Raw genomic sequence first — 23,734 nt, 5'->3', positions numbered from 1 at the left:
CACTCTCGCAACGCGAGCATCAGCATAGCAACCCCAGTTACCCAACCGTTACCGCTGCGGTGGTGTGTTCACCGGCAATCAGGCGCCGCGCGGCAGCCGACGCAGCGAACGCAGGGCATAGTGCACCCGGGTCTTCACCGTGCCGACCGGGACGCCGATGTCGTCGGCGACCTCCTGGTAGGCGCGATCGCGCAGGATCACCTCGATCACGGCCTCTCGCTGCGGACCGGGCAGCCGGGCCAGCAGCTCCGCGACCAGCAGCCCGTCGATCAGGTCGTCGGCGAAATCGGGATGCGCGTAGCGGGCATCGCTGAGCTCGCCGACCTCGTCCCAGCCGGTGTCCCCCGGCCGGGCGGCTCGTGCCCGGACCATGTCGATGATGACATTGCGCAGGATCGCCAGCAGCCAGGTTCGGATGCTGCCCTTGGTCGCGTCGAAGAACCCGCAGGAACGCCACGCGCGCAGCAGCGACTCCTGCACGGCCTGCTCGGCGAGTCCGCTATCGCCCAGCGCACGCATTGCCCGCCAATGCAATAGGGCTCGATCGGTGGCCAGCACCGCGGCCAGCCCGGAATCGCTGCACAGTCCCGCACACCGCGCGCCGCACGACGGGGAACGTCGATCCGTCCGGACGGACTCCGATCGAACACATGTCATACCTCGGATATCGCGGCCGAGCCGGCCGATGACAACATCGTGCGCGATTTGGTCATGCATCCACACAAGAAATGTGGAATGCGGCACATCGGCCCGAGTCCTCTGGTAGATCTTGGCCCGGAGATTTCGGGGATCTCCCTGGTCAGCCGCTGCGCGGCGGTTGCAGCACGATTCGAGGAGAACATCGCATGCGGGCAAGCACCCTGCTCATCGCCGGCGCCCTGACGTCGGCGACCGCCCTGCTCGGAGCCGGGACCGCGGCCGCCGAACCGGCGAACACCATGCCCGGAGACGGCGTCTACCTGGTGGGCGTCGACATCCTCCCCGGCATCTGGGAGGCCCCCGGCACACCCGACCCGGCCTACGGCTGCGATTGGCGCAGGCTCTGGAAGGTCGAGGGCGACAACACCGAGATGGAATACATCATCGGCAACAACTTCACCCGGCACGGCCCGATCCGGGTGGAGATCAAGCCGACCGACGTGGGCTTCAAGACCACCAACTGCGGCGCGTGGCGGCTGCTGCCCCCGCCGCCGCGCACGGGCTCGGCCGGCTGACCCGGACGCCTCGCTAGGGTCGGGCCCATGACGAGGACCAAGATTCTGATCACCGGCGCGAGCGCGGGGCTGGGTGCCGCGATGGCCCGCGACTTCGCGAGCAAGGGCCGCGATCTCGCGCTGTGCGCGCGGCGGCTGACCGCGCTCGAGGAACTGCGCGACGAACTCGTCGCGGCCCATCCCGGAATCACGGTCGCGGTGCGCGCGCTCGACGTCGACGAACACGAGGCGGTGCCGCGGGTCTTCGGCGAGTTGCGCACCGAGCTCGGCGGGCTCGACCGGGTCATCGTCAATGCGGGGCTCGGCAAGGGCGCGGTCCTCGGTACCGGCCGGGCGCGGGCCAATCTCGCTACGGCGACAACGAATTTCGTCAGCGCGCTGGCGCAGGCCGAGGCGGCGCTGGAGATCTTCCGCGAGCAGAACGCCGGGCATCTGGTGCTGGTGTCCTCGATGAGCGCGGTACGTGGATTGCCGGGCAAGAAGGCGAGCTACTCGGCGAGCAAGGCGGGGCTGGCCGCGCTCGGGCAGGCGCTGAGTACCGAATTGGCGAAGTCGCCGATCCAGGTCACCACGCTGCTGCCGGGATTCATCGCCACCGACATGGCCGCCAAAGCGGGTGACGCGCGCCTGGTCGCGCCGCTGGACAAAGGCGTGGCCGCGATGGTCGGCGCGATCGAGAAGGAACAGCGGCGAGCCTGCGTGCCGGCGTGGCCGTGGCGCGTGCTGGATCGGGTGCTGCCGATATTGCCGGGCACGATCGTCGCGCGCCTCAGCTGAGACGCGCCTCCGCGCCACCACGCATAAAATAGAAAATAGCGTGTCGTGCGCCACAATATCGGATGCTAAAAGTTAGCCAAATGTCCGAATTTATGTTTCTTTAACACATTCCACTTCTATTTGACGTTTCCCTTGCGCCCGCTGTTACACGCCCGCAATAAAGTGCGACGGGCCTTTGCACAGGTTCGTAAAGATGGGCCGCGCCGGCTCGTGCTCCCCGAAGTGCCGACGGTGCTCCTGCTGAGGAAAGTGTTTGAAAAGTATGAGGGTCAAGAAGTTCGCTGCCGCGTCCACGCTGGTTATCGCGGCTGTCGGGATCACGAGCGGCACCGCCTACGCAGAGCCTGCCGCACCGGCCCCCGTCCCGGGGTCGACCGTGCAGACCGACATTCTGCCCGGCATCCACTACACCGCGAATGTGGTCGACAAATCGGTCGTACTGAAGACCGACGCCGGGTCGCTGACGACGCAAGGCACGCAATTCCAGGTTCTGGACAATCAAGGCAACCTGGTTGCTGGCATGCCGCTGACCTATCTCAAAGACGGCATGGAATGGCCGATCGCGGCCCAGATCGACGGCAACACCGCCACTTTCACCCCGAGCACCGACGCGGCGGACGCGCACCCCGCCAGGATGCTGCAGCCGGTCGCGGCCAAGGACGTCGCCGGCGTCGACTTCAACACCGCGTTGAGCACGGCCGCCACCCAGTTCGGCCTGGCCACCGCCATCGGCACGCTGGTCGGCACGATCGTCGGCGGCGCTCTCGGCTGTGTCGCCGGTGCGATCATCGGCGCGCCGCTGGTGGTGCCGACGTTCTTCGCCGGCCCGATCGGCCTGTGCATCGCGGGCGCCGGCGTCGGCATCGCGCTCGGCGCCGCGGCGGGCATGATCCTGCTCGGCGTCCCGGTCGGCATCGCCAGCGCGGTGCAGTTCTTCAGCTCGGTCTACGGGTAGACCACACCGCTACCGCCGAGGCCCGGCAGGTGACTCCTCGTCGCCTGCCGGGCCTTCTCGTCGTTGCCCGGCGTTCCAGGGAATACTTCTGCGATAACGATCGTTGAGCACACCGAGACCATTGCGCGCCGATGATCGAGCCTGTACTCTCGGCCACGTCTTCTCCTTGTGGATGTAGGTAGTTCTCCCACAAGAATCTCGCGATCCCCCTTCCGACCCGGTCGACAGAACCGTTCCGGAATACCCCGAGGATCCGTACCCCCGCGACGTGCACCATGCCGTCGTCTCGCACGGCCGTTCGCCGTACCCAAACTCACCGCAGAAGGAAATCCCATGAACGCCAACACAATCAACGACACCGACGACGGAACGGCCGAAGACCGGCCGGACCGCACCGTCACCGGCATCCTCGACCTCACCGACAACCGTGGCACCCTGCGCCTGGATGGCTATCTGCCCGGACCCGGCGATATCCCCGTCCCCCACCGACTGATCCGCGAACACCGCCTGCGCCGAGGTGACTTCCTCACCGGCACAACACAATCCGCAGAAACCAACGGCAAGCCGGCGCCCCTGCGCACAGTCGGCACCATCAACGGGCAACACCCGGACAAGATCCGCGACCGCCCCGCCTTCGCCGATCTGGTACCCATCTACCCCAATCAACGCCTGCGCCTGGAAACCGAACAGCACGCCATGACCACCCGGGTCACCGACCTGGTCATGCCCATCGGCAAGGGCCAGCGCGCCCTCATCGTCGCCCCGCCCAAAGCGGGCAAAACCTCTGTACTGCAAGCTATCTCGCACGGCATCGCGAAGAACCACCCCGAATGCGAACTCATGCTCGTGCTGGTCGGCGAGCGCCCCGAGGAGGTCACCGACCTCACCAGGGCCGTCCCCGCCGACGTCGCCGCCGCCACCTTCGACCAGCCCGCCCGCGAACACATCGCGGTCGCCGAACTGGCCATCGAACACGCCAAACGACTGGTCGAAATGGGCCGCGACGTCGTCGTCCTGCTCGACTCGCTCACCCGCCTCGCCCGCGCCTACAACCTGGCCGGCCCCGGCTCGGGCCGCGTCCTGTCCGGCGGCGTGGAGGCCTCCGCGCTGGCCCCGCCCAAGCGCTTCCTCGGCGCCGCCCGCAATATCGAGAACGGCGGCTCGCTCACCATCATCGCCACCACGCTGGTGGAGACCGGCTCGCTGGCCGACACGGTGATCTTCGAGGAGTACAAGGGCACCGGCAACGCCGAGCTGAAACTGGACCGCGGCGCCGCCAACCGCCGGGTCTTCCCCGCCGTCGACATCGGCCAGTCCAGCACCCGAAAGGACGAGCTACTGCTCGGCCCGGACGAGCTGACCGCGACCCACACCCTGCGCAAAACCCTTGCCACACTGGACAATCAGCAGGCGCTCGACCTGCTGCTCGAAGGACTGCGCAAGTCCGAGACGAACGCCGAATTCCTGGCCCCGATGCGCGCCGGGCGCGGCTGAGCGGGTTTTCGCCCTCGATACGGTGGTGGCGTGAACCCGCCGGATCGGCCGTCGCGCCGCTGCTGAACTGAGCGGCGTGTCCACACTTCTCCGCACCCCCGCACCCACACGCGGCCCGCTCACCGGCTGGCTCGCCGTCGTCTCGGTGATGCTCGCGATCTTCTCGATCGTCACCACCGAGATCCTGCCGATCGGCCTGCTCACCTCGATCGGCGCCGATTTCACCATCTCCGACGGCGCGGCCGGGCTGATGATGACCGTGCCCGGGCTGGTCGCCGCCGTCACCGCGCCGCTGGCCACCGTCGCCACCGGACGGATCGACCGGCGAATCATGTTGTGCCTGTTCATATTCCTGCTCGTGCTGGCAAACATACTGATGGCCGTCGCGCCCGAATACCGGGTCGTGCTGGCCTCCAGGGTGCTGGTCGGCGTCACCATCGGCGGATTCTGGTCCCTCGCGGCCGGGATCGCCCCGCGACTGGTGCCTCAGGCGTCGGCGGGCCGGGCCACCGCGGTGATCTTCTCGGCGGTACCGCTCGGCTCCGTGCTGGGCGTGCCTGCGGGCACGCTGCTCGGCGAGATCGCCGGGTGGCGAACGACATTCGTGGTCGTCGGAGCGTTCACGGCCGTGGTGCTCGGCCTGCTGATGGCATTCCTGCCGCCGCTGCCGGCCGGTACGGTCACCCGAGCGGCCGTGCTGCGCGAGGCACTGCGCGGCATCGACGTCCGGTTCGCCTTGCTGACCACGTTTCTCGTGGTGCTGGCGCATTTCGCGGCCTACACCTACGTGACGCCGTTCCTCGAACAGGTGCCACGACTCGGACCGGGCACGATCACGGTGCTGCTGCTGATCTACGGCACCGCAGGCATTCTCGGCAACTTCCTCGGCGGCGCCGCGATCGTGCGGCGACCACACGCGGCGTTCGGTTGCGCGGCGGCGATGTCGGCGGGCGCCATGCTGCTGCTCCCGGTGTTCGGCCGGTTCGACGCGGGAGTGATTGTCCTGCTGATTATTTGGGGCATGGGCTACGGCGCGATACCGGTGTCCACGCAGACCTGGTTCGCCAACGCGGTGCCGCACGCGCCGGAGGCGGCCTCGGTGCTGTTCACCGCCACGTTCCAGGCCACGTTCTCGCTGGGTGCGTTGACCGGCGGCCTGGTGGTGGACCGCGGCTCGCCCACCACCGTGATGTTCGTCGGCGGATTCGTCGCGGCCCTGACGATCGCCGCGGTGCTCGCCCATGCCGCACGGACCCCTATCCGGCCTGACCGGTAGCCATTACCCCGCAGGTAATCGACTCGCGGCGGCGGATCGGGCAGGATCGCGACCATGATCGATGAACCGGGCACCGCGCTGTTCCACCAGACCATGCCGTTCACCGAGCGGCTAGGCATCGAGGTGCTCGAGCACGGGCCCGATCTGGTGCGCAGCCGGATCGCCTGGGACGAATCGCTGTGCACGCTGGGCGGCGTCCTGCACGGCGGCGTGCTGATGTCGCTGGCGGACGCGACCGGCGCGGTGTGCGCGTATCTCAACCTGCCCGAGGGCAAGGCGGGCACCACCACCGTCGAATCGAAGACCAACTTCGTCCGGGCGGTCCGCTCCGGCTACGCCACCGCCTCCTCGACCGCGCTGCACGCCGGGCGCACGTTCATCGTGGTGGAGACCGAAATCCGCGATGACGCAGGCAAGCTGGTCGGAAAGGTGACGCAGACCCAGGCTGTGCTGTAGGCGAGCCGGACAGCGCCGCCGACCACACCCGGGCCAGATCGAGTAGTTGCCGGAGTTCGGTGTCGAAATCATCGGCGAGCCAGGGCAACTGCGCCGCATTACCGGCACCGGCAGGCCGCAGACCGTGTTTTCTGGCGTGTGCGGCCTGCATCAGCTGTTGGGCGTAAGTGATTGCCGTCCGGTCGGATTCGATGGAGCTGACCGGCCCGAGTCGCGGAACGCTCGGCGCGGCAGGCAGATACGGCCCGAGATGCAGCAGCGCGTCCCGGATCTCGACGGTCATCCGGAGCAGCCGCGCGGTGGCATCGGCCTGGCGCGGCGCGGACGGGGAAAGCACGATCTCGGGCACCGCCGCGGTCAGATCTCGCCATAGCGGCAACAGCCGGCGACACGAGCGCGCCGCACTGTCCAGGCCCGCCTTCGTGCCCAGGACCCGGACCAGCGGGACGGCGACGATCGTGACGTTGACGAGGACACAGAGCGTGAAGGCCGCCGCGACGCGCGGCAATTGCGGGCCGAGCGCGGGCCACCCGGTGAACGTCTGACTGATCGAAAGCCCCTCGCAGACCCAGATATACGCGGTGGCGACGAAAATGATGGAGAGCACGATCTGCTCCCAGACCGGCAGGTCGCCGGAGCGCAGCTCGCGGACACCGGCTCGGCTGAACACCACCGTGTGCCACAGCAGCGGCACGCCGAAGGCGATGCCGGTGGCGACGCCTTCCCAGTCGGGATTCATCGCGACCAGGCGGCCGTCGTGGCGGGCCGAGGTTCCCGCGACGACGATCGTCACCGTCGCCCCCAGCGCGATCACGCTGCGGAGCCGGTGGTATCGCCAGATGACGCCCGGATCGGCGTCCGGCGCCGCCTCCGCCGTTTTGGCGATGGTGGCCATATACGTCGCGGTCATCACGATGCAGCCGAGCGCGAGCTGATTCGCCAGCGCGGCGCCGGCCGGGGTCAGCGTGCACCGGTACAGCAGCAGACCAGCCAGGCTCCACAGGAACAGTCGATTGATCACTTGGTCGAGCAGGGTGTCCCGGATCAGCAGCAGCCGCCCGCCCACGATGACCGCGACGTAGCCGACCACCGACCAGGCCACCGGCCCGGATGTCAGCCACGCCGTCAACGCCGGCCCCCGGAATCCGGCACTGCCCGCACTCCAGGGGGATACCACCGGCCTCGACTCACCATGGACCCACGACAACACGGCAAAGCCCGCTCTGGCAACAGTTCTCGTTGCCGGAGCGGGCTTTCCCGGTTTCAGCCGAACAGGACCACACCCAGGGCGGCAATGAAGACGACCTGGACGACGGCGCGCAGCGGCAGCGGCATGGTCTTGATGCCCAGGTCTGCCTTCGCGGCGCGAATATTGGCCGGGAACAAGCAGATCAGCAGCAGGATCAGGGCGGCGGCGGCGAGTTTCGAGGTGGCCGGGATGAGCAGCCCGGCACCGCCCGCCACCTCGAGCACGCCGGTGAGGGCGACCAGTGCGGCCGGGTTCGGCAGCTTCGGCGGCACCATCGCGACCAGCGCCTCGCGCCGGGGGGAGAGGAAGTGCGCGCTGGCGGTCAGCACGAACATGGCCGCCAGTCCGAGCGCGACGGCGTGCGGCCAGGAATCCAGCCATCCGGGTCCGGCCAGCCGGCCGATGAGCCGAGCCAGTGCGGTGACGACGGCGAGTACAACCAGCGGGGCCATCAGGGTCTCCTACGTTCGAACGATCAATCTTGACACTGGAAAGATTAGAACCGCACGACAAACTTGTCAATGACTAGATTCTCGGGCACCATCGAGACATGGCGAAGAGCGGCTATCACCACGGCGATCTGCGGGCCACCATCCTGGCGGCGGCGGCCGACCAGATCGCGAGCGACGGCGTCGACGCGGTATCCCTGCGCGAACTGGCCCGCCGGGCGGGCGTCTCGCACGCGGCGCCCGCACACCACTTCGGCGACCGGGCCGGCGTGCTGACCGCGCTCGCCATCGAGGGATTCGACCTGCTCACCGCGGAGCTCGAGCGGGCCGGCGCCGACTTCCGCGAGGTCGCCGTCGCCTACATCCGGTTCGCGCGGGAACATCCGGGGCATTTCGACGTGATGTTCCGGCACAGCCTGTTACGCGCCGACGATCCGCGACTGGACGAGGCCCGCCTGCGGTCCGCGGCCGCGCTGCGTTCCGGTGTGTCGGTGATCCATCCCGCCGACGTCGGGCAGCAGCAAGCCACCCAGTTGGCCGCCTGGTCGCTGGTGCACGGTTTCGCCGCGCTGTGGCGCGAAGGGGCGCTGGACAATTCGAGCCTGGCCGGTGACACCGACCCCGAAATCCTCGCTCGCCGTATGCTCGCCACCGTGCGCTTCGACTGACCGGCAAACTCCGCCGTCCGGCAGCAAATCCCGGACAACGCGAGCAACCCGCGCGTGCGTACGGCACAGTGGGGCACCAGGATTGCGGAAAGGAGTTGGCGCCACCACCGGTGGCCGCCGTCGACACCATGGACATCCATGCTTACCCGACCGAGTGCACCACCCCGGTGACCCTCGCCGAAGCCGAACGCCTCGCCGAGCGCTACCTGTCCTTCGACGACGACGCCGGACGCGGGATCGCCAATCGGATCACCGAATTCGACAGCTGCTTCGTCGTCGTCGCCATCTTCACCCCGCCACCCACCGAAACCCCCACTCCGCCAAGCCCGCTGCCCATCGGCGGCACGGTGAGCACCATCGACAAGGCCAGCGGCGCCATCACCCTCTGGCCGACCTACCCACCCGACCTGGTCGCCGAGCACCACGCGGCGGCGGTGCGCACCGACCGCCTGATCATCGAGGAAACCTGGCCCGCGAGTACCTGATCACGCCACTGCCCCGATCGTCCGCCCCCGCGGGCAACTGGAGAACGCGCAGCGGATTCTCGACCAGCCGGAGCAGAAAGCCCGCGGGAGCCCATCGCCGTCCGTCAACATCCCGAACTCCGCGTTTCCGGTCAGCGGGCAAGCCGGAATCGCTGCCCTCCAGTCGATCTCGCGAACATGCGGTGATACCGATTGCCGCGCGTGAATCGCCCGGCGAGATGGGCGCCCGCGCGGCCTCGTAGCCGCAACCTCATCTGATAGTCGCCGACAGCACGCCGTCGATCCGCTGGCCGACCTGGAGCCGCGCGCCAGCGACGACTCGATCGCCGACGAGGTCCGTCCGGCAACGTCTTTCGGCGCCTGGAAGCCGGGTTCGCCCTGGCGATTTCGGCAGACTATGCGGACAGGACGCGGTTTGCGCCGATGGCGACGCCGACGATCATGCAGGGTTCGGTGCCGTGGTTGTGCCAGGCATGGCGGGTGCCGTTCTGGATGACAACGTCACCCGCGCGTAGCACCCGTTGCTCGCCGTCATCGAGTTCCAGCGTGACCTCGCCCGAGACCACCAGCACGTAGTCGATGCTGTCGGTGGTGTGCATCCCGGCACCATCGGGCTCCTGGACCGCCATCGCGCCCGGCATCTGCCGCTCCAGCGCCTCCAGGGCCGAGGCCATATCGAGGTCGGAGGGCACGGCCGGCACACCGGGGGGGATCGTGTTGACCATGAAGCGCGACCCGTCTCGCGGCGGGTACCACGCCTCGGCACCGCAGGGCGAGCCGTCGTCAGGGAAGGTGGGGTGCTCGTCCCTGCCCCAGAGCCGGTAGGCGGCGAAGCCGGGCAGGAGTTCGGTGGTGATTGCCTCGACCTCACCGTCGGCGACCACGCGGGACTTGCCGTCGCGGTCGTGCCCGGTGACGACTCGCCGAATTGTCGTGTGCTTCATCAGATCGCTCCTCAGTACGGCACCGTATGGATACGGCTGCGTATGGATACGCCACCGTATCCCGCCGATCGAACGCCGTCAATACGCTGGCGTATCCTCTTCCTCGTGGGCAACGAGTCGACCCGGCTGTCCGCCCAGGACTGGGCGCTCGCCGCACTGAAAGCGATCGCGGTCGGCGGGTTGGCCGCGGTCGCGGTCGAACCACTGGCGCGGACCCTCGGCGTGACCAAGGGCAGTTTCTACGCGCACTACCGGAACCGGGACGAACTGATCGAAGCCGCACTCGCGGAGTGGGTCCGCAGTCACGGCGACGGAGGTCTCGCGACCTTCGCCGCCATCACCGATCCGGCAGAGCGGCTACGCGAGCTGCTTACCACCGTCGTGCAAGCCGTCCAGCCGCTGGCGCCGTCGGTACACCTGAGCCTGCTCGGCGACCGCAACGATCCTCGGGTCAGGGACGCGGTTCGCCAGGTGAACAGCGCCCGGCTGGAATTGATGACGCGCACCTACCGTGAGCTCGGCCTGCCGCCCGAGCGCGCGGCACATCGGGCGCGGATCGCCTACGCGGCCATCCTCGGCTTACTGCACCTGGCGCAAACCGATGAGGACGCGCCACGCGCCGACCTACTCTCCGCCGAAGCGACCGCGGTCTTCCTGTCGCCCTGAGGCCGACCCGCGCCGGTCAGCCTGCGGGCAGGCCGACATACGCGACCACGGTTGTCACACCCGCGTCCGCTGCTTCGTCATATCGGTGAAGAGCTGCTGAGGTGGCCGGGTGGTGACTCCCGGTCCGGGACGAGAGGGAACGATCATGACTGGGACGATTCTGGTTACCGGCGGGACCGGCACGTTGGGGCGGCATGTGGTTCCGTTGCTGGTGGCCGCGGGGGCGAAGGTGCGGCTGTTGAGCCGCAACCCGCACGAGCCCGCGGAGGGCATCGAGTACGTGACCGGCGACCTGCTCAAAGGCGAAGGGGTGGCGGCTGCGGTCGACGGGGCCGAGACCGTGCTGCACCTCGCGGGCGGGCCGAAGGGCGACGACGTGGCCACCGCGAACCTGATGGACGCGGCGGCGCGCGCGGCGGTAGGGCACATCGTGTACATCTCGGTCATCGCCGCGGACGCTATTCCGCTGGGCTACTTCCGGGCCAAAGCGGACGCGGAGCAGATCGTCACCGGGTCGGGGGTGCCGTGGACGACGTTGCGCGCCGCGCAGTTCCACGATCTCGTGTTGAACGCCGTGCGCACGCTGACGAAGCTGCCGGTCGTGCCGATTCCGGGTGGGGTGCGGTTGCAGCCGGTCGACGCGCGCGACGTCGCGGCGCGGTTGGCCGAATTGGTGCTGGATCAACCGGCCGGGAGGGTACCGGATCTGGCCGGGCCGAGGGTGTACGACCTGGCCGAACTGGTGCGCACCTACTTGCACGCGACCGGGAAGCGGCGGCCGCTGCTGCCGGTGCGGATGCCGGGCAAGGCGGGCAAGGTGTACCGGGCCGGCGCGAACATGACCTTCGACGGCGCCCCGGTCGGCACGCGGACCTGGGAGGAATTCCTCACCGAGCAGATCGGCTGAGTCCGCTGGAAGTCGCGCTGCCGCAACCTCATCCGCAAGGGTGAGGGGGTATCAATCCGGAGAGTGAGGCGATCAGGCGGACGAACAGTCCAGACTGGTGTTGTGAGGCACTTCAGTGCGGCCGGCCGGGCCGCGGACGGCGCGACCCGGCGGCTGGCCGAACGGTTCGATCGCCTCCCGTCCGGCGCGGTCGATGTCGTGTTGACCGCGGTGGTCACCCTCGCCAGCGTCGGGCCCGCGGTCGTCGCGGGCCTGCCCTGGTGGGTGATCGCGCTGTCGGCGGTCGCGTCCGTGCCGGTGCTGTGGCGGCGGCGCGCACCGCTCACGGTTTTCCTGGTGGTCGGCCCGGCGATGACCGTGCTGGCCTGCCTGCACGCCATGCCCGAACTGCCCTACGGCACCGTGGTCTGCGCGTACACCATCGCCGCGTACAGCCCGCCGGTGCGGCGGCGCGGCGCGTTCGTGGCCGGCGTGATCGGCATCCTGATTTCCCTGGTCATCCCGGCCGAGAGCCCCGATTCCTACGCGTATGCGGCGATGTCCTTCCTCACCGCCTGGTCGCTCGGCACCGGCGTTCGGGCGCGGCGGGCACAGATCGAGATGCTCGAGGAACGCGCCCGGCGCCTCGACGAGGAACGCCTCGCCGCCCTGGATCGAGAGCGCCTGCGGATCGCCAGGGACATGCACGACATCGTCACCCATTCGGTGGGCGCGATGATCGTCCAGGCCGAGACCGGTCCGCTGCTCACCGACCGGGCGCGGGCGGACGCCACGTTCGCGAGCATCGCGGATACCGGTCGGGTTGCGGTGCAACAGCTTCGGCGCAGTCTGGACACCTTGCGCGGCGAATCCGCCGATCCACGACACCAACCCGGCATCGAAGCGATCGCCGACCTGGTCGAGCTGTCCCGGCGCGGCGGGCTGGCCGCGTCGCTGGACGAGGACGGAGCGCGGCGCACGGTGTCCGACGATGTCGCGATCACCGCGTACCGGGTGGTGCAGGAAGCGTTGGCGAACACCATGAAACACGCGCGGGCGACCGCCGTGCGGGTGACGCTGCGCTGGTCGGATCAGCTTCTGACGGTGCGGGTTTCCGACGACGGTGCGGGCCGGGAGCGGTCGGAGCCCGGCGGCTACGGACTGCTCGGGATGCGCGAACGAGTCACCGGAACCGGTGGAACGCTGCGACATGGGTTTTCGGGCAACGGCTTCGATGTCGCCGCCGAACTGCCGCTCGGGCAAAGGAGTTGAGCATGCGGGTACTCGTGGTCGACGACCAGGACCTGTTCCGGGCCGGATTCGGCCTGATCCTCGACGCCCAACCGGATATCACCGTGGTCGGCGAGGCCGCCGACGGACTGGAGGCGATCGAGAAAGCCCGGGTGCTGACGCCCGATGTGGTGGTCATGGACGTCAGGATGCCGCGCCTGGACGGCGTCGCCGCCACCCAACGGATCTGTGCCGAGACCGCAGCGAAAGTGTTGGTGCTCACCATGTTCGACCTCGACGAGTACGTCTTCGATGCCCTGCGGGCGGGGGCCAGCGGGTTCCTGCTCAAGGACGTGCGCCGCGACGAGCTGGTCGACGCGGTGCGCGTCGTCGCATCCGGCGAGGCCCTGTTGGCGCCGACGGTCACCCGGCGGCTGATCGCCGAGCTCACCGGGCGCGGGCAACCGCGACCCGAGCTCGCGCGCCGGCTCGGCGAGCTGACCGAACGGGAGCGAGATACGTTGCGGCAGTTGGCCCGTGGACTCTCCAATGCAGAGGTCGCCGCGGCGCTGACGGTCAGCGAGCACACGGTGAAGACGCATGTCAGCTCGGTGCTGGCCAAACTCGGGCTCCGGGACCGGGTGCAGGCGGTGGTGTTCGCGTACGAGGCGGGGTTGGTGAAACCGGGGGCCGTGGCCGGTTGATCCCTCGCACGAGTGAGGCCCTGATCGGTCGTTTCGGCGATGTGCGGGGCGGGTCGCGGGCCGAACATCTCAGTGGTGAAACGATTTCTGTTCGCCGCGCTGGCGATCGTCACTTCCGCGCTGCTCTGGCATTTCGGGACCGGCTTGCGCCCGTTGCCCGGCTTGGCCTTTCTTGCTCCGCTACCGGTGCTCATACTGGCGCCGAGGGTATCCGCGGCAACGGCGTTCCTCGTGGGAAGCCTGTCCTGGCTCGGCGGCGAGCGGCAACTGTGGCCTTACTTCACCGAAACTCTCGAACAGCCGGTCCCGGTGACTGTGCTGTTGCTCGGGGGAACCGCGTTGTTGTTCGGCGGCATCGTCACGGTGACGCGGGCGTTGCTGCTCCGCGGACGGCCGGGTTTGGCGGTCGTAGCGCTGCCCGCCGGGTGGGTGACCGTGGAATTCCTGCTCGCAGTTGCCGGTCCGTTCGGTGCGTGGTGGAGCATCGCCTATACGCAGGCCGATGTATTGCCCGTGATCCAGACGACCGCATTGACCGGGGTGTGGGGTGTCACCTTTCTGATTCTGCTGGTTCCGTCGGCGATCTCGGTCTGCCTTGCCCCGGAAGTTACTCAGACACAACGCCTTCGAGTGCTCGGCGCGACAGCGGTCGTTTTGGCCGCGGTCGGCGTGTTCGGGTTCTGGCGGTTGGCCGTCGCGCCGGACACCGATTCGGTGCGAGTGGGACTGGTAGCGGTGGCGCAGCCGCCGGACTACGTACCGGCCGATTCGGCCGACGGCCGCGACATGGCGGCGCGGGCCGTCGCCGAGATCGAACGATTGGCCGATCAGGGCGCGCAGGCGGTGGTACTGCCGGAAAAGGCCTGGCGTGCCGATGATTCCACGCTCGCGGCGCTGTCCGGGCCGCTGACGGAGGTGGCGAACCGGCGCAACGTTCAGGTGGTCGCCGGGCTGATCCTCAGCACGGGCGGCACCAGCTACAACGCCGCGATCGACTACCCCTCCGGCACGCTGTACGCCAAGCACTACCTGATTCCCGGACTCGAGGACGAGCATCGGCCGGGTACCCGGTGGCAGAACGTTCCCGGTAAGCCGTGGGCCCTGGCCGTCTGCTTCGACCTCGACCATCCGGACCTCGTCCTGGCCAACCAGCGCCGAGGCGCGACGTTGCTGCTGGTTCCCGCACTCGATTTCACCGACGACCACTGGCTGCACAGCCGAATGGCCGTGCTGCGCGGCGTCGAATCCGGAATGGGTGTCGCGCGGGCGCCGCAACTCGGCGAACTCGTGGCGAGCGATTCCCGTGGACACGTACTCGCCTCCGAGACAACGGATGTCACCGTGACGCGGACCATACTCGCCGACATCCCACTCACCTCGGGCGGCACGGTGTACGCCCGGTTCGGGAACTGGTTCGGCTGGACCTGCGTGAGCTTGTTCTGCGTCACCCTCGGCGCGGCGGCGTGGCGGCGAACGGTCTGACGAACGTCGTTCGGCTCTGCCGGACGACCGGGCTTCGGCGGCGAGCGGCGCTGCCCGGTTGCGGCACCGTTATCAATTCGTTATCATTCTGACATTCACGCACTTCACCGCAGCTAGCGACGTTCGTCCGGCGCGTACGCATCGGACAGTCACAGTTTGCGCGCATCGAAACGTGGGTACCGGTCTAATCCGTGTCCAGTCTCTGGTGTCAGAACCCGGAGGGGGGCCGAAACAAGTCCGCTCGGCGGGCTGGAGAGGACGCGCACGTGACTGACGGGGATCCCGAGAGTTTTCCACTACGGCGATCGGTCGCCGCTTCCGCGATGGGCAACGCCACCGAATGGTTCGACTACGGCGTCTACGCGGCGACGGCCACCTACCTGACCGACGCCTTTTTCCCCGGCGATCTCGGCACGCTCGGCACCATGCTCGGCTTCGCCGTCTCCTTCCTGCTGCGCCCGCTCGGCGGCATGGTGTGGGGTCCGCTCGGTGACCGGATCGGCCGAAAGGCCGTGCTGGCCACCACGATTCTGCTGATGGCCGCGGCCACCGGAGCCATCGGCCTGCTGCCGACCCACTCCCAGATCGGCGTTTTCGCGCCGATCCTGCTCATCGCGCTTCGTGTCGTCCAGGGTTTCTCCACCGGTGGTGAATATGGCGGCGCCGCAACATATCTGGCCGAGTGCGCGAGCGACAAGCGCCGCGGCTTCCTGGGCAGCTTCCTCGAATTCGGTACGCTGGCAGGCTTTGTCGGCGGTTCGGCGACGGTGCTCGCCTGCCAGCTCGCGTTCGGCTCCGACGCGATGCACAGCTGGGGCTGGCGCATCCCGTTCCTGCTCGCCGTCCCGCTCGGCCTGGTCGGCTGGTACCTGCGCTCGAGACTCGACGAAAGCCCGGTGTTCAGCGAGGTCGCCGAGGAGGACACCAAGCATCCGCCCGGCGGCCTGCGCGGCCTGCGCGAACTGGTCACCACCTACCGGCGCGAGCTGCTCACCATGGCCGGGCTGGTCATCGCGCTCAACGTCGTGAACTACACGTTGCTCACCTATCAGCCGACCTACCTGCAGAAAACCATCGGCATGAGCGAGTCCGGCGCGACCACCATGATGCTGATCGGCCAGACCGTGATGATGGTCGTGCTGCCGTTCTTCGGCATGCTGTCCGACCGGATCGGCCGCCGGCCGATGTGGCTGTTCTCGCTGGTCGGCCTCGGCGTGCTGGCCATTCCGCTGTACTGGCTGATGGGTCAGGGCACCGCGTGGGCGATCACCGGATTCGTCGTGCTCGGTCTGCTGTACGTTCCGCAGCTGTCCACGATCAGCTCCACCTTCCCGGCGATCTTCCCGACCCAGGTCCGCTACGCCGGCTTCGCGCTGGCCTACAACGTCTCCACCGCGGCGTTCGGCGGCACCGCCCCGCTGGTCAACGAGGCCGCGATCGAAAAGACCGGCTGGTCGCTGTTCCCCGCCGCCTACATGGTCGGCGCGAGCATCGTCGGCCTGGTGGCCTGGTGCTTCCTGCGGGAGACCGCGGGAACGTCGCTGCGCGGCACCGAGGTTCCCGATGCGGGCGAGGACCTCTCCTTGTCCCCGGCATTGCCCGGAAAGGCGGCTCTCGCCCCCTGAGGGCCGTTCACTGCCATCTCGTTTCGATTTCGAGGTTTGAATTCATTCGATCGGGGAAAGAGCGCCCGCCCCGATAAATGGCCGGAAAGAATTTATTCGAATTCGGCTGTCCGGGCTGATGACCGCGACCGTAGGTGACTTGCCTGCACTACCGGCGTCCTGCTCATTTCGAAGGATCGGCACTAACGTGTTGAGCGTTTGATCAGCATGTACCACTTCGAAACGAGAAGGGGCTACACATATGATTTGCAAGATCGGAGCCGCGGCCGCCGCAGGGCTGACCGCGACACTATTGCTAACCGGTGCCGCCGGGGCGAATGCCTTCCAGACCGATCAATCGGCCGGCGGATTCACCGTGGTCAGCAAGCAAGACCCGGAAAAGTGCAAAGAAGACAGCACTGGCGGGAAGAAGAAGCAGGGCGAAACCTCACCGAGCGAAACCTCACCGAGCGAACCCGGCGCGGCAGGCAATGAGCCGGCCGGCTCCGACCCAGCCCCCGCGCAGAACACACCCGAGCCCGCCGCTGGCATCCTGCCGGACACCGGCAGTGCGACCGGCCAGAAGTCCAAGACGACGGGTGACGAAGGCAAAGAGCCGGTCAGCCCGAAGACCGAGTGCAAAAAGGGCAGCTCCCCCAGCACGGGCGGCGGCACCGGCACTACCGATGGCACGGGCCAGGCCGGCACCGGTACCACCGACGGAACCGGCACTGGCACTGGCACCGGCACGACCCCAGGCGCAGGCACTGGCACCGGCACGACTCCAGGCGCAGGAGAATCAGCTCCTACGCCAGCCGATACCTCGCGCACAACCCACTGAGACTCGCCTCGGTGCAGCCCAACTGAACAGCCGATCGGCCCCGCCCGACGTATTCACTAACCATCCGCGCCACCGCGGCGACAACCGCCGCAGTACGCGGAGAGGATCAGGCGTCGAAGCGAAACCGGAACTGTTCGGCGTCGTCGCCGTGCCCCTGCTCGGCGACGACGCACACCGGTTTCCGCTCCGCCCTCCGAAGCAACTGGTCGATAACATTCTCAGATCGACCGAACGACCGTCATTCCCCCTGGTAACCATGCGAAAAATGGTTTCAGCGACCCTCGGCCGAACCGAGTGGAGCCCGCCACGCCGAATCGATTTCGTACCGACCAGTTTTGCTCATTGTGATGTGAGCCACTAACGTGTTGAACGTTTGATCACATGTACGGATGTACCACTTCGATCAGAGAAGGGGCTCCACATGAAAATCATGCTAGGAACCGCGGCCGCAGCAGCGCTGACCGCGTCTCTCGTATTCGCCGGCGTCGCCGGCGCGGAAACCCCGCAGTCCGGCGGATTCGCCACCGCCAGCCAACCCGCACCGCCCGCAGGCGGAGCGCAGGGCGGCGCACAGGTCGGCCCGAGCGGCGGTGCCGCACAGGGCGGCGCACAGGCGCCCGGGGCGGGCGCACAGGGCGGCGGGCAGGCCGGCCCCAACGGCGGCGGCGCGCAAGGTGGCGTCCAGACTCCCGGCGGTGGCGCGCAGGGCGGTGCCAATGTCGACCCGAAGGGTGGCAGCGCACAGGGCGGCGTCCAGACCCCCGGCGGCGGCGCCCAAGGCGGTGCCAATGTCGACCCGAACGGCGGCGGCGCGCAAGGCGGCGTCCAACTGCCAGGTGGCCTGCAAGTGCCGCCGCTGCCAGGCGGCCTCCAGTTGCCGGGGATGCCCGGCGCCGCACCTGGTGCCGCGCCCGGCTCTCCCGGTGCCGCACCCAGCGGGCCCGCTGGCGCCGCACCCGCTTTGCCGAACTTGAGCAACATGTTCGGTCTCGGCGGCTGAACGCTCTAACGCAACGCAGCCAGTGCGGCCGGGCGAGCACACCATCCTCTCGTCGACAGGCACCCTGGTGCGATTCGACGCCTGAACTGGCGATCGACCCGCTCGGCGCGGTCACCGACAATCCACGTTGCCGCCGTCACGGCAACCGCGGCTCACTCGAGCGGTAAGGATTGCGCGTCGATGCGAAACCGAATTGGTCAGCGTCGTCGCCGAGTTCGACACTCGGCGACGACCGGCCGATTCGTTACCGAACCAGATGACGCCCCTGCGGGATCGTGCACGAATCGTCGGCGGCATAAGCCCAGCAAGGCAGGCGTTTTTTCCGCATTGTGCTCAGCCGCTGACGGTTGAGCGTTTGAATGACATGCACTCATGTACCACTTCGAGACGAGAAGGGGCTACACATGAAGATCCTGCTAGGAACCGCGGCCGCCGCAGGCGTCACCGCGACACTCTTGTTCGGCGGCGTCGCGCAGGCCAACCAGCCGCCCGCCGCGGGCGCACCGTCCTCGCCCGGCACCAGCCAGCCAGGCGGAGCAGGCGGCGGGGCGGCGCAGCCAGGCGGCGGCGCAGCTCAACCAGGTGGCGCAGGCGGCGGTGCGACCCAGCCAGGCGGTGCAGGCGGCGCGACCCAGCCAGGCGGCGCAGGCGGCGCGACCCAGCCAGGCGGCGCGGGCGGCGGTGCGACCCAGCCAGGAACAGACGGCGGTGCCGGGGCAGGCGGCGGCGCACCGCAAGCCGCACCGGGTGGCGGCGGTGCGCCCGCCCAAAGCGAACAGCTGAAATCGGGCGGCGCGGGGAGCCCGACAGACCCGGGCCTGGCAGCCAACGTGGAAAACCTCACGCGAAGCTTGACCGAACTGAACAATCTGCTGAAGCCGCAGGGCGGCCCCACACCCCCGCCCGAGGCCGCGCCCGCCGCTCCTCCGTCGACGCAGTAGGCCCTCCGGCCTCGCGACGCCCAAAGCGTCGATCGCGGGCCGACCACAGCGAACTCCCGCAACCACCCTTGGGGAAGGGTTGCGGGAGTTCGCTTTTGGGCAGTCCTACAGCGGCGTCACGTAAGCGCCGGAGATGCCGCCGTCCACCAGGAACTGCGACGCCGTGATGAACGATGCGTCGTCGCTGGCGAGAAACGCCACGGCGGCGGCGATTTCCTCGGGCTCGGCGAACCGCCCCGTCGGAATATGCACCAGGCGGCGGGCCGCCCGCTCCGGATCCTTGGCGAACAGCTCCTGCAACAACGGCGTGTTCACCGGGCCGGGGCACAGCGCGTTGACCCGGATTCCGTTGCGCGCGAACTGGACTCCCAGCTCACGGCTCATCGCGAGCACGCCGCCCTTCGAGGCGGTGTAGGAAATCTGCGAGGTCGCCGCACCCATCACCGCGACGAACGAGGCGGTATTGATCACCGACCCCTTGCCCCGCTCCAGCATGTGCCCGATGGCGTACTTGCTGCACAGGTACACCGAGGTCAGATTGACCTCCTGCACCCGTTTCCACGCGTCCAGGCCGGTGGTGAGGATCGAATCATCTTCCGGCGGTGAGATTCCCGCGTTGTTGAAGGCGATGTCGAGCCCGCCGTAGGTGTCGACGGCGGTCTGGAACAGTGCTTCGACCTGCGCCTCGTCGGTCACGTCGACCTTCACGTACAAGCCGCCGACCTCGGCGGCCGCCGCCTCGCCGGTGGTGGCGTCGATATCGGCGACCACGACCCTGGCCCCCTCGGCGGCGAAGCGGCGGACCGTGGCGAGGCCGATGCCGCTCCCGCCGCCGGTGACGACGGCGACTCGATCCTGTAAGCGCTGCAAGGCATCTCCTGTCATATTCAGCGGTTGGTTCACTGGGTGGCGATGAAGACGTTCTTGGTCTCGGTGAACGCCAACGCGGCGTCGGGGCCGAGCTCACGCCCGAGCCCGGACTGCTTGAAGCCGCCGAACGGCGTCCAATACCGCACGGAGGAATGCGAATTCACCGACAGGTTCCCGGCCTCGACCGCACGGGAAACCCGCAGCGCCCGGCCGACGTCGTTGGTCCAGATAGAGCCGGACAACCCGTACTGGGTGTCGTTGGCGATCCGGATGGCGTCGGCCTCGTCCTCGAACGGGAGCACCGCGACCACCGGGCCGAACACCTCCTCGGTGAGCACCCGGTCGGTGGGCGAGTCCGGCAGCACAACCGTTGGCGGATACCAGAATCCGGGACCGTTGGGCTGTTCGCCGGTGAACGCGATCTTGGTCGACGCCTCGATGAACCCGGCGACCCGCTCGCGGTGCGCGCCGGAGATCAACGGCCCCATCTCGGTGGACTCCTGCGCCGGATCACCGACCCTCACCCCACGAACAGCAGGCTCCAGCAACTCCAGGAACTTGTCGAAGACGCTGCGCTGCACCAGAATTCGCGACCGCGCACAGCAGTCCTGCCCCGCATTGTCGAACACGCCGTACGGTGCGGTGGCCGCCGCCTTCGCCAGATCCGAATCGGCGAACACGATATTCGCGCTCTTGCCGCCGAGCTCGAGGGTCACCCGCTTCACCTGCTCCGCGCAACCGGCCATGATCCGCGTGCCGACCTCGGTCGACCCGGTGAACACCACCTTGCGCACCGCGGGATGGGTCACGAACCGGTGCCCGACCACGGAGCCCTTGCCCGGCAGAACCTGGAAAACGTGCTCCGGCAGGCCCGCCTCGAGCGCCAGCTCACCGAGGCGGATCGCGGTCAGCGGCGTCAGTTCGGCAGGCTTGAGCACCACCGTGTTCCCCGCCGCCAGCGCCGGCGCGAATCCCCACGCCGCGATCGGCATCGGGAAGTTCCACGGCACGATGATCCCGACCACGCCGAGCGGCTCGTGGAAGGTGATGTCGACCCCGCCCGCTACCGGAATCTGGTTGCCCAGCAACCGTTCCGGGATGCCGGCCGCATAGTGCAGCAGGTCGCGGACGTTGCCCGCCTCCCAGCGCGCGTTGCCGATGGTGTGCCCGGAGTTGGCGACCTCCAGCTGGGCCAGCTCCTCCAGATGCGCGTCGACGACGTCGCCGAACCGGCGCAGCATTCGGGCCCGATCCCCCGGCGCGACCTCGCGCCAGGTGACCCCCGCCCATTGCGCCCGCTCGATCGCGGCGTCCGTCTCGGCCTCGCCGACCAGGTCGACCCGCGCCACCACCTGCTCGGTCGCCGGGTTGACCACCTGCGCTGTCGTCACGAATTCCGCTCCCTTCGATAGTCTTCGGCCGCCGCGACCAGCGCCCTGATCAAACGTCGGTCGACCGCGTCCACCTCCGGATGCCATTGCACGCCGACCAGAAACGGGCCGTCGGTCGTCTCCGCCGCCTCGATGGTGCCGTCCGCCGCGTGCGCGGTCGCCACCAGCTCCGCGGCCAGCCCGTCGATCGCCTGATGATGGTGACAGTTGGCCTTCACCTGCGGCCCCGCGATCGCGGCGACCTTGCTCCCGGCCACCGTCACCACCTCGGTGACGGTGAAGCCGCCGACGGTGCCCGAATGCCCGGCATGCCCGACCAGGTCGGGCAGATGCTGGCTCAGCGTGCCGCCCAGCGCGACGTTCACCACCTGCAGACCGCGGCACACCGCGAGCACCGGCAATCGCGCCGCCCGCGCGAGCGCGTACAGCTCGAACTCGGACTCGTCCCGGTCGGGCCGGGTGTAGGTGAGCGCGTGCTCCGCCGCTCCGTAGCGGGCCGGCGACACGTCCGCCCCACCGGTCAGCACCAGCCCGTCGAGGCGTGCGATCAGCTCCGCGCGGGCCACCCCGACCGGCGGCAACAGCACCGGAATCCCGCCCGCCTCCACCACCATCTGCACATAACTGGCGGGCAGCACGGCACTGTCGACATTCCACGAGCCGAACCGCGCGGGCTCCAGGTAGGTCGGCAGGCCGATCACGGGCCGCGGCCCGGTGTGCACAACTCCGGTGGGCTGAGCCTCAGAGTCGTTCGAATCCACGAATACGCTCCCAGTCGGTGACGGCGGCATCGAAGGCGTCCAACTCGACCTTCGCCGCATTGCGGTAGTGCTCCACTACATCATCACCGAACGCGGCCCGCGCGACCTTGCTGTCCCCGAACAGCTGCGCGGCCTCGCGCAGCGTGCGCGGCACCCGGGGCCGCTCCGACCGATAGGCATTCCCGTTGAACTCCGGCTCCAGCGGCAGCCGATGCTCGATGCCGTGCAGTCCGGCCGCGATCGCGGCGGCCACGGCGAGGTAGGGGTTCACGTCACCGCCGGGCACCCGGTTCTCCAGTCGCAGCGACTGCCCGTGCCCGACCACGCGCAGCGCACAGGTCCGGTTGTCCCGGCCCCAGGCGACCGCGGTCGGCGCGAAGCTGCCCGGCACGAATCGCTTGTAGGAGTTGATATTCGGCGCGAGCAGATAGGTGAACTCGCGCAGGCAGTCCAGTTGGCCCGCGACGAAATGCCGCATGAGCGGGGAGAATCCGTTCTCCTCGCCACCGGCCAGCACGGCCTCACCGGACTCGCCGCGCAGGCTGATGTGGATGTGACACGAGTTGCCCTCGCGCTCATTGTATTTCGCCATGAACGACAGGCTGCGCCCCTCCTGGGCGGCGATCTCCTTCGCGCCGGTCTTGTAGATGCTGTGGTTGTCGCAGGTCTTCAGCGCCTCGTCGAAGCGGAAGGTGATCTCGTGCTGACCGGGGTTGCACTCCCCCTTCGCCGACTCGACATACATTCCCGCACCGTCCATTTCGGTGCGGATGCGACGCAGCAGCGGCTCGATGCGGCCGGTGCCGAGCAGCGAGTAGTCGACGTTGTACTGATTGGCCGGGCGCAGGTCGCGATAGCCCGCGGACCAGGCCGCCTCGTAACTGTCGTCGAACACCAGGAATTCGAGTTCGGTCCCGACGAACGCGCGCAGCCCGCGTTCGGCCAGCCGGTCCAGCTGCGCGCGCAGCACCTGCCGCGGCGACACCCCGACCGGTTCACCCTCGGGCGCCACCTTCTCGACATCGCACAGCACCAGCGCGGTGCCCGGCCACCACGGCACCAGCCGCAGCGTGTCCAGGTCCGGGCGCAGCACGAAGTCCCCGTAACCGGTGTCCCAGGACGAGACCGCGTACCCGTCGACCGTCGCCATGTCCACGTCGACGGCGAGCAGATAGTTGCACGCCTCGGTCGCGTGCCGGACCACCTCGTCCAGGAAATACTGTGCCGCGCAGCGCTTTCCCTGCAATCGCCCCTGCATATCGGTCATCGCGACCAACACTGTGTCGATCTCCCCGACCGCGACCAGCTCCCGCAACCGCGCCAGACTCAACATCCCGCTACGCATCCACAGCCCCTCTCGGCACCAACCGTGCCCACGCTAGAGCAAAAGC

The 23,734-nt window shown here is 68.5% G+C and carries 24 protein-coding genes and 1 pseudogene; 17 read left to right on the top strand and 8 right to left on the bottom strand.

All coding sequences use genetic code 11. The annotated features are described in order from the left end of the window. Positions 1-78: 78 nt before the first annotated feature. Positions 79-657: a sigma-70 family RNA polymerase sigma factor gene (locus tag ACFYO1_RS04510; protein WP_387227120.1), complete on the bottom strand. Its 579-nt coding sequence runs from the start codon at positions 655-657 to the stop codon at positions 79-81. Positions 658-845: 188 nt separating this feature from the next. On the opposite strand from ACFYO1_RS04510, the gene ACFYO1_RS04505 reads away from it, so the two are divergent. The 6 genes and pseudogenes from ACFYO1_RS04505 to ACFYO1_RS04480 all read left to right on the top strand — a co-directional run bounded on the left by ACFYO1_RS04505 (position 846) and on the right by ACFYO1_RS04480 (position 6,172). Then, a complete protein-coding gene (locus ACFYO1_RS04505) occupies positions 846-1,214 on the top strand; it encodes a hypothetical protein (RefSeq protein WP_387227118.1) in 369 nt (122 codons plus the stop codon). Positions 1,215-1,241: 27 nt separating this feature from the next. Further along, complete coding sequence (locus ACFYO1_RS04500) at positions 1,242-1,991, top strand: SDR family oxidoreductase (RefSeq protein WP_387227116.1); 750 nt, start codon at positions 1,242-1,244, stop codon at positions 1,989-1,991. A gap of 262 nt (positions 1,992-2,253) precedes the next feature. Beyond that, complete coding sequence (locus tag ACFYO1_RS04495; RefSeq protein ID WP_387227114.1) at positions 2,254-2,946, top strand: hypothetical protein; 693 nt, start codon at positions 2,254-2,256, stop codon at positions 2,944-2,946. A gap of 375 nt (positions 2,947-3,321) precedes the next feature. After that, positions 3,322-4,440: pseudogene (locus ACFYO1_RS04490) on the top strand (transcription termination factor Rho, short form); the annotation flags it as partial. 76 nt (positions 4,441-4,516) lie between these two features. Next, positions 4,517-5,716, top strand: coding sequence for an MFS transporter (locus ACFYO1_RS04485; RefSeq protein ID WP_387227112.1), 1,200 nt, complete (start codon positions 4,517-4,519; stop codon positions 5,714-5,716). Positions 5,717-5,770: 54 nt separating this feature from the next. Next, on the top strand, positions 5,771-6,172 hold the full coding sequence (locus ACFYO1_RS04480; RefSeq protein WP_387227109.1) for a PaaI family thioesterase: 402 nt from the start codon (positions 5,771-5,773) through the stop codon (positions 6,170-6,172). Here the strand turns inward: ACFYO1_RS04480 and ACFYO1_RS04475 are convergent. Beyond that, positions 6,093-7,349 carry an MAB_1171c family putative transporter gene (locus ACFYO1_RS04475; RefSeq protein WP_387227107.1) on the bottom strand — a complete coding sequence of 419 codons (1,257 nt, stop codon included), beginning with the start codon at positions 7,347-7,349 and terminating at the stop codon, positions 6,093-6,095. The genes ACFYO1_RS04480 and ACFYO1_RS04475 overlap by 80 nt on opposite strands. An 86-nt stretch (positions 7,350-7,435) precedes the next feature. Further along, positions 7,436-7,873 carry a hypothetical protein gene (locus ACFYO1_RS04470; protein WP_387227105.1) on the bottom strand — a complete coding sequence of 146 codons (438 nt, stop codon included), beginning with the start codon at positions 7,871-7,873 and terminating at the stop codon, positions 7,436-7,438. Positions 7,874-7,971: 98 nt separating this feature from the next. Here ACFYO1_RS04470 and ACFYO1_RS04465 point away from each other — a divergent pair, with 98 nt between their 5' ends. Both ACFYO1_RS04465 and ACFYO1_RS04460 read left to right on the top strand, forming a co-directional pair. Continuing rightward, positions 7,972-8,538 carry a TetR/AcrR family transcriptional regulator gene (locus ACFYO1_RS04465; RefSeq protein ID WP_387227103.1) on the top strand — a complete coding sequence of 189 codons (567 nt, stop codon included), beginning with the start codon at positions 7,972-7,974 and terminating at the stop codon, positions 8,536-8,538. A gap of 95 nt (positions 8,539-8,633) precedes the next feature. Continuing rightward, on the top strand, positions 8,634-9,023 hold the full coding sequence (locus tag ACFYO1_RS04460; protein WP_387227100.1) for a hypothetical protein: 390 nt from the start codon (positions 8,634-8,636) through the stop codon (positions 9,021-9,023). Positions 9,024-9,418: 395 nt separating this feature from the next. On the opposite strand, the gene ACFYO1_RS04455 is transcribed toward ACFYO1_RS04460, so the two are convergent. After that, entirely contained in the window at positions 9,419-9,967 is a 549-nt protein-coding gene (locus ACFYO1_RS04455; RefSeq protein WP_387227098.1) for a cupin domain-containing protein, read from the bottom strand. A 105-nt stretch (positions 9,968-10,072) separates the two neighbouring features. Here ACFYO1_RS04455 and ACFYO1_RS04450 point away from each other — a divergent pair, with 105 nt between their 5' ends. From ACFYO1_RS04450 to ACFYO1_RS04410, 9 genes are all read left to right on the top strand, one after another. Beyond that, positions 10,073-10,633, top strand: a complete 561-nt coding sequence (locus ACFYO1_RS04450) for a TetR/AcrR family transcriptional regulator (protein ID WP_387227095.1) — start codon at positions 10,073-10,075, stop codon at positions 10,631-10,633. 145 nt (positions 10,634-10,778) lie between these two features. Beyond that, complete coding sequence (locus ACFYO1_RS04445; RefSeq protein WP_387227093.1) at positions 10,779-11,540, top strand: SDR family oxidoreductase; 762 nt, start codon at positions 10,779-10,781, stop codon at positions 11,538-11,540. Between the two features lie 102 nt (positions 11,541-11,642). Further along, entirely contained in the window at positions 11,643-12,791 is a 1,149-nt protein-coding gene (locus tag ACFYO1_RS04440; protein ID WP_387227091.1) for a sensor histidine kinase, read from the top strand. Then, on the top strand, positions 12,788-13,453 hold the full coding sequence (locus tag ACFYO1_RS04435) for a response regulator (RefSeq protein ID WP_387227089.1): 666 nt from the start codon (positions 12,788-12,790) through the stop codon (positions 13,451-13,453). Before ACFYO1_RS04440 ends, ACFYO1_RS04435 begins: the two co-directional genes overlap by 4 nt. A gap of 75 nt (positions 13,454-13,528) precedes the next feature. After that, the gene (locus ACFYO1_RS04430; RefSeq protein ID WP_387227087.1) at positions 13,529-14,935 is read left to right on the top strand and encodes a nitrilase-related carbon-nitrogen hydrolase; all 1,407 of its coding nucleotides are present in this window, start codon (positions 13,529-13,531) and stop codon (positions 14,933-14,935) included. A gap of 323 nt (positions 14,936-15,258) precedes the next feature. Continuing rightward, positions 15,259-16,560 (top strand): MFS transporter, encoded by a 1,302-nt coding sequence (locus tag ACFYO1_RS04425; protein WP_387231671.1) that lies wholly within the window; start codon positions 15,259-15,261, stop codon positions 16,558-16,560. Positions 16,561-16,801: 241 nt separating this feature from the next. After that, complete coding sequence (locus ACFYO1_RS04420) at positions 16,802-17,380, top strand: hypothetical protein (protein ID WP_387227085.1); 579 nt, start codon at positions 16,802-16,804, stop codon at positions 17,378-17,380. Between the two features lie 421 nt (positions 17,381-17,801). After that, positions 17,802-18,380, top strand: coding sequence for a hypothetical protein (locus ACFYO1_RS04415; RefSeq protein WP_387227083.1), 579 nt, complete (start codon positions 17,802-17,804; stop codon positions 18,378-18,380). A 404-nt stretch (positions 18,381-18,784) separates the two neighbouring features. Further along, on the top strand, positions 18,785-19,321 hold the full coding sequence (locus tag ACFYO1_RS04410; RefSeq protein ID WP_387227081.1) for a hypothetical protein: 537 nt from the start codon (positions 18,785-18,787) through the stop codon (positions 19,319-19,321). A 105-nt stretch (positions 19,322-19,426) separates the two neighbouring features. Here ACFYO1_RS04410 and ACFYO1_RS04405 read toward each other — a convergent pair whose 3' ends face one another. From ACFYO1_RS04405 to ACFYO1_RS04390, 4 genes are read right to left on the bottom strand one after another with little or no spacing between them, the layout of a single operon-like run. Next, positions 19,427-20,206, bottom strand: coding sequence for a 3-oxoacyl-ACP reductase (locus tag ACFYO1_RS04405; RefSeq protein WP_387227079.1), 780 nt, complete (start codon positions 20,204-20,206; stop codon positions 19,427-19,429). Between the two features lie 14 nt (positions 20,207-20,220). Then, positions 20,221-21,582 carry an aldehyde dehydrogenase family protein gene (locus tag ACFYO1_RS04400; RefSeq protein WP_387227077.1) on the bottom strand — a complete coding sequence of 454 codons (1,362 nt, stop codon included), beginning with the start codon at positions 21,580-21,582 and terminating at the stop codon, positions 20,221-20,223. Continuing rightward, on the bottom strand, positions 21,579-22,343 hold the full coding sequence (locus tag ACFYO1_RS04395; RefSeq protein ID WP_387227075.1) for a gamma-glutamyl-gamma-aminobutyrate hydrolase family protein: 765 nt from the start codon (positions 22,341-22,343) through the stop codon (positions 21,579-21,581). Before ACFYO1_RS04395 ends, ACFYO1_RS04400 begins: the two co-directional genes overlap by 4 nt. Continuing rightward, positions 22,324-23,688, bottom strand: coding sequence for a glutamine synthetase family protein (locus tag ACFYO1_RS04390; protein WP_387227073.1), 1,365 nt, complete (start codon positions 23,686-23,688; stop codon positions 22,324-22,326). Before ACFYO1_RS04390 ends, ACFYO1_RS04395 begins: the two co-directional genes overlap by 20 nt. Positions 23,689-23,734: the final 46 nt, after the last annotated feature.

The sequence above is a fragment of the Nocardia sp. NPDC006044 genome (genome assembly GCF_042871115.1).
GTDB lineage: Bacteria > Actinomycetota > Actinomycetes > Mycobacteriales > Mycobacteriaceae > Nocardia.
Note: the sequence above shows the minus strand (reverse complement) of the source record. Positions and strands in the feature narration are given on the sequence as shown.

Excerpts from the sequence above, each read along its gene's own strand:
- ACFYO1_RS04510 (WP_387227120.1), bottom strand. The coding sequence starts at position 657 with ATGACATGTGTTCGATCGGAGTCCGTCCGGACGGATCGACGTTCCCCG.
- ACFYO1_RS04505 (WP_387227118.1), top strand. The coding sequence starts at position 846 with ATGCGGGCAAGCACCCTGCTCATCGCCGGCGCCCTGACGTCGGCGACC.
- ACFYO1_RS04500 (WP_387227116.1), top strand. The coding sequence starts at position 1,242 with ATGACGAGGACCAAGATTCTGATCACCGGCGCGAGCGCGGGGCTGGGT.
- ACFYO1_RS04495 (WP_387227114.1), top strand. The coding sequence starts at position 2,254 with ATGAGGGTCAAGAAGTTCGCTGCCGCGTCCACGCTGGTTATCGCGGCT.
- ACFYO1_RS04480 (WP_387227109.1), top strand. The coding sequence starts at position 5,771 with ATGATCGATGAACCGGGCACCGCGCTGTTCCACCAGACCATGCCGTTC.
- ACFYO1_RS04470 (WP_387227105.1), bottom strand. The coding sequence starts at position 7,873 with ATGGCCCCGCTGGTTGTACTCGCCGTCGTCACCGCACTGGCTCGGCTC.
- ACFYO1_RS04465 (WP_387227103.1), top strand. The coding sequence starts at position 7,972 with ATGGCGAAGAGCGGCTATCACCACGGCGATCTGCGGGCCACCATCCTG.
- ACFYO1_RS04455 (WP_387227098.1), bottom strand. The coding sequence starts at position 9,967 with ATGAAGCACACGACAATTCGGCGAGTCGTCACCGGGCACGACCGCGAC.
- ACFYO1_RS04445 (WP_387227093.1), top strand. The coding sequence starts at position 10,779 with ATGACTGGGACGATTCTGGTTACCGGCGGGACCGGCACGTTGGGGCGG.
- ACFYO1_RS04425 (WP_387231671.1), top strand. The coding sequence starts at position 15,259 with ATGGGCAACGCCACCGAATGGTTCGACTACGGCGTCTACGCGGCGACG.
- ACFYO1_RS04420 (WP_387227085.1), top strand. The coding sequence starts at position 16,802 with ATGATTTGCAAGATCGGAGCCGCGGCCGCCGCAGGGCTGACCGCGACA.
- ACFYO1_RS04415 (WP_387227083.1), top strand. The coding sequence starts at position 17,802 with ATGAAAATCATGCTAGGAACCGCGGCCGCAGCAGCGCTGACCGCGTCT.
- ACFYO1_RS04410 (WP_387227081.1), top strand. The coding sequence starts at position 18,785 with ATGAAGATCCTGCTAGGAACCGCGGCCGCCGCAGGCGTCACCGCGACA.
- ACFYO1_RS04405 (WP_387227079.1), bottom strand. The coding sequence starts at position 20,206 with ATGACAGGAGATGCCTTGCAGCGCTTACAGGATCGAGTCGCCGTCGTC.
- ACFYO1_RS04390 (WP_387227073.1), bottom strand. The coding sequence starts at position 23,688 with ATGCGTAGCGGGATGTTGAGTCTGGCGCGGTTGCGGGAGCTGGTCGCG.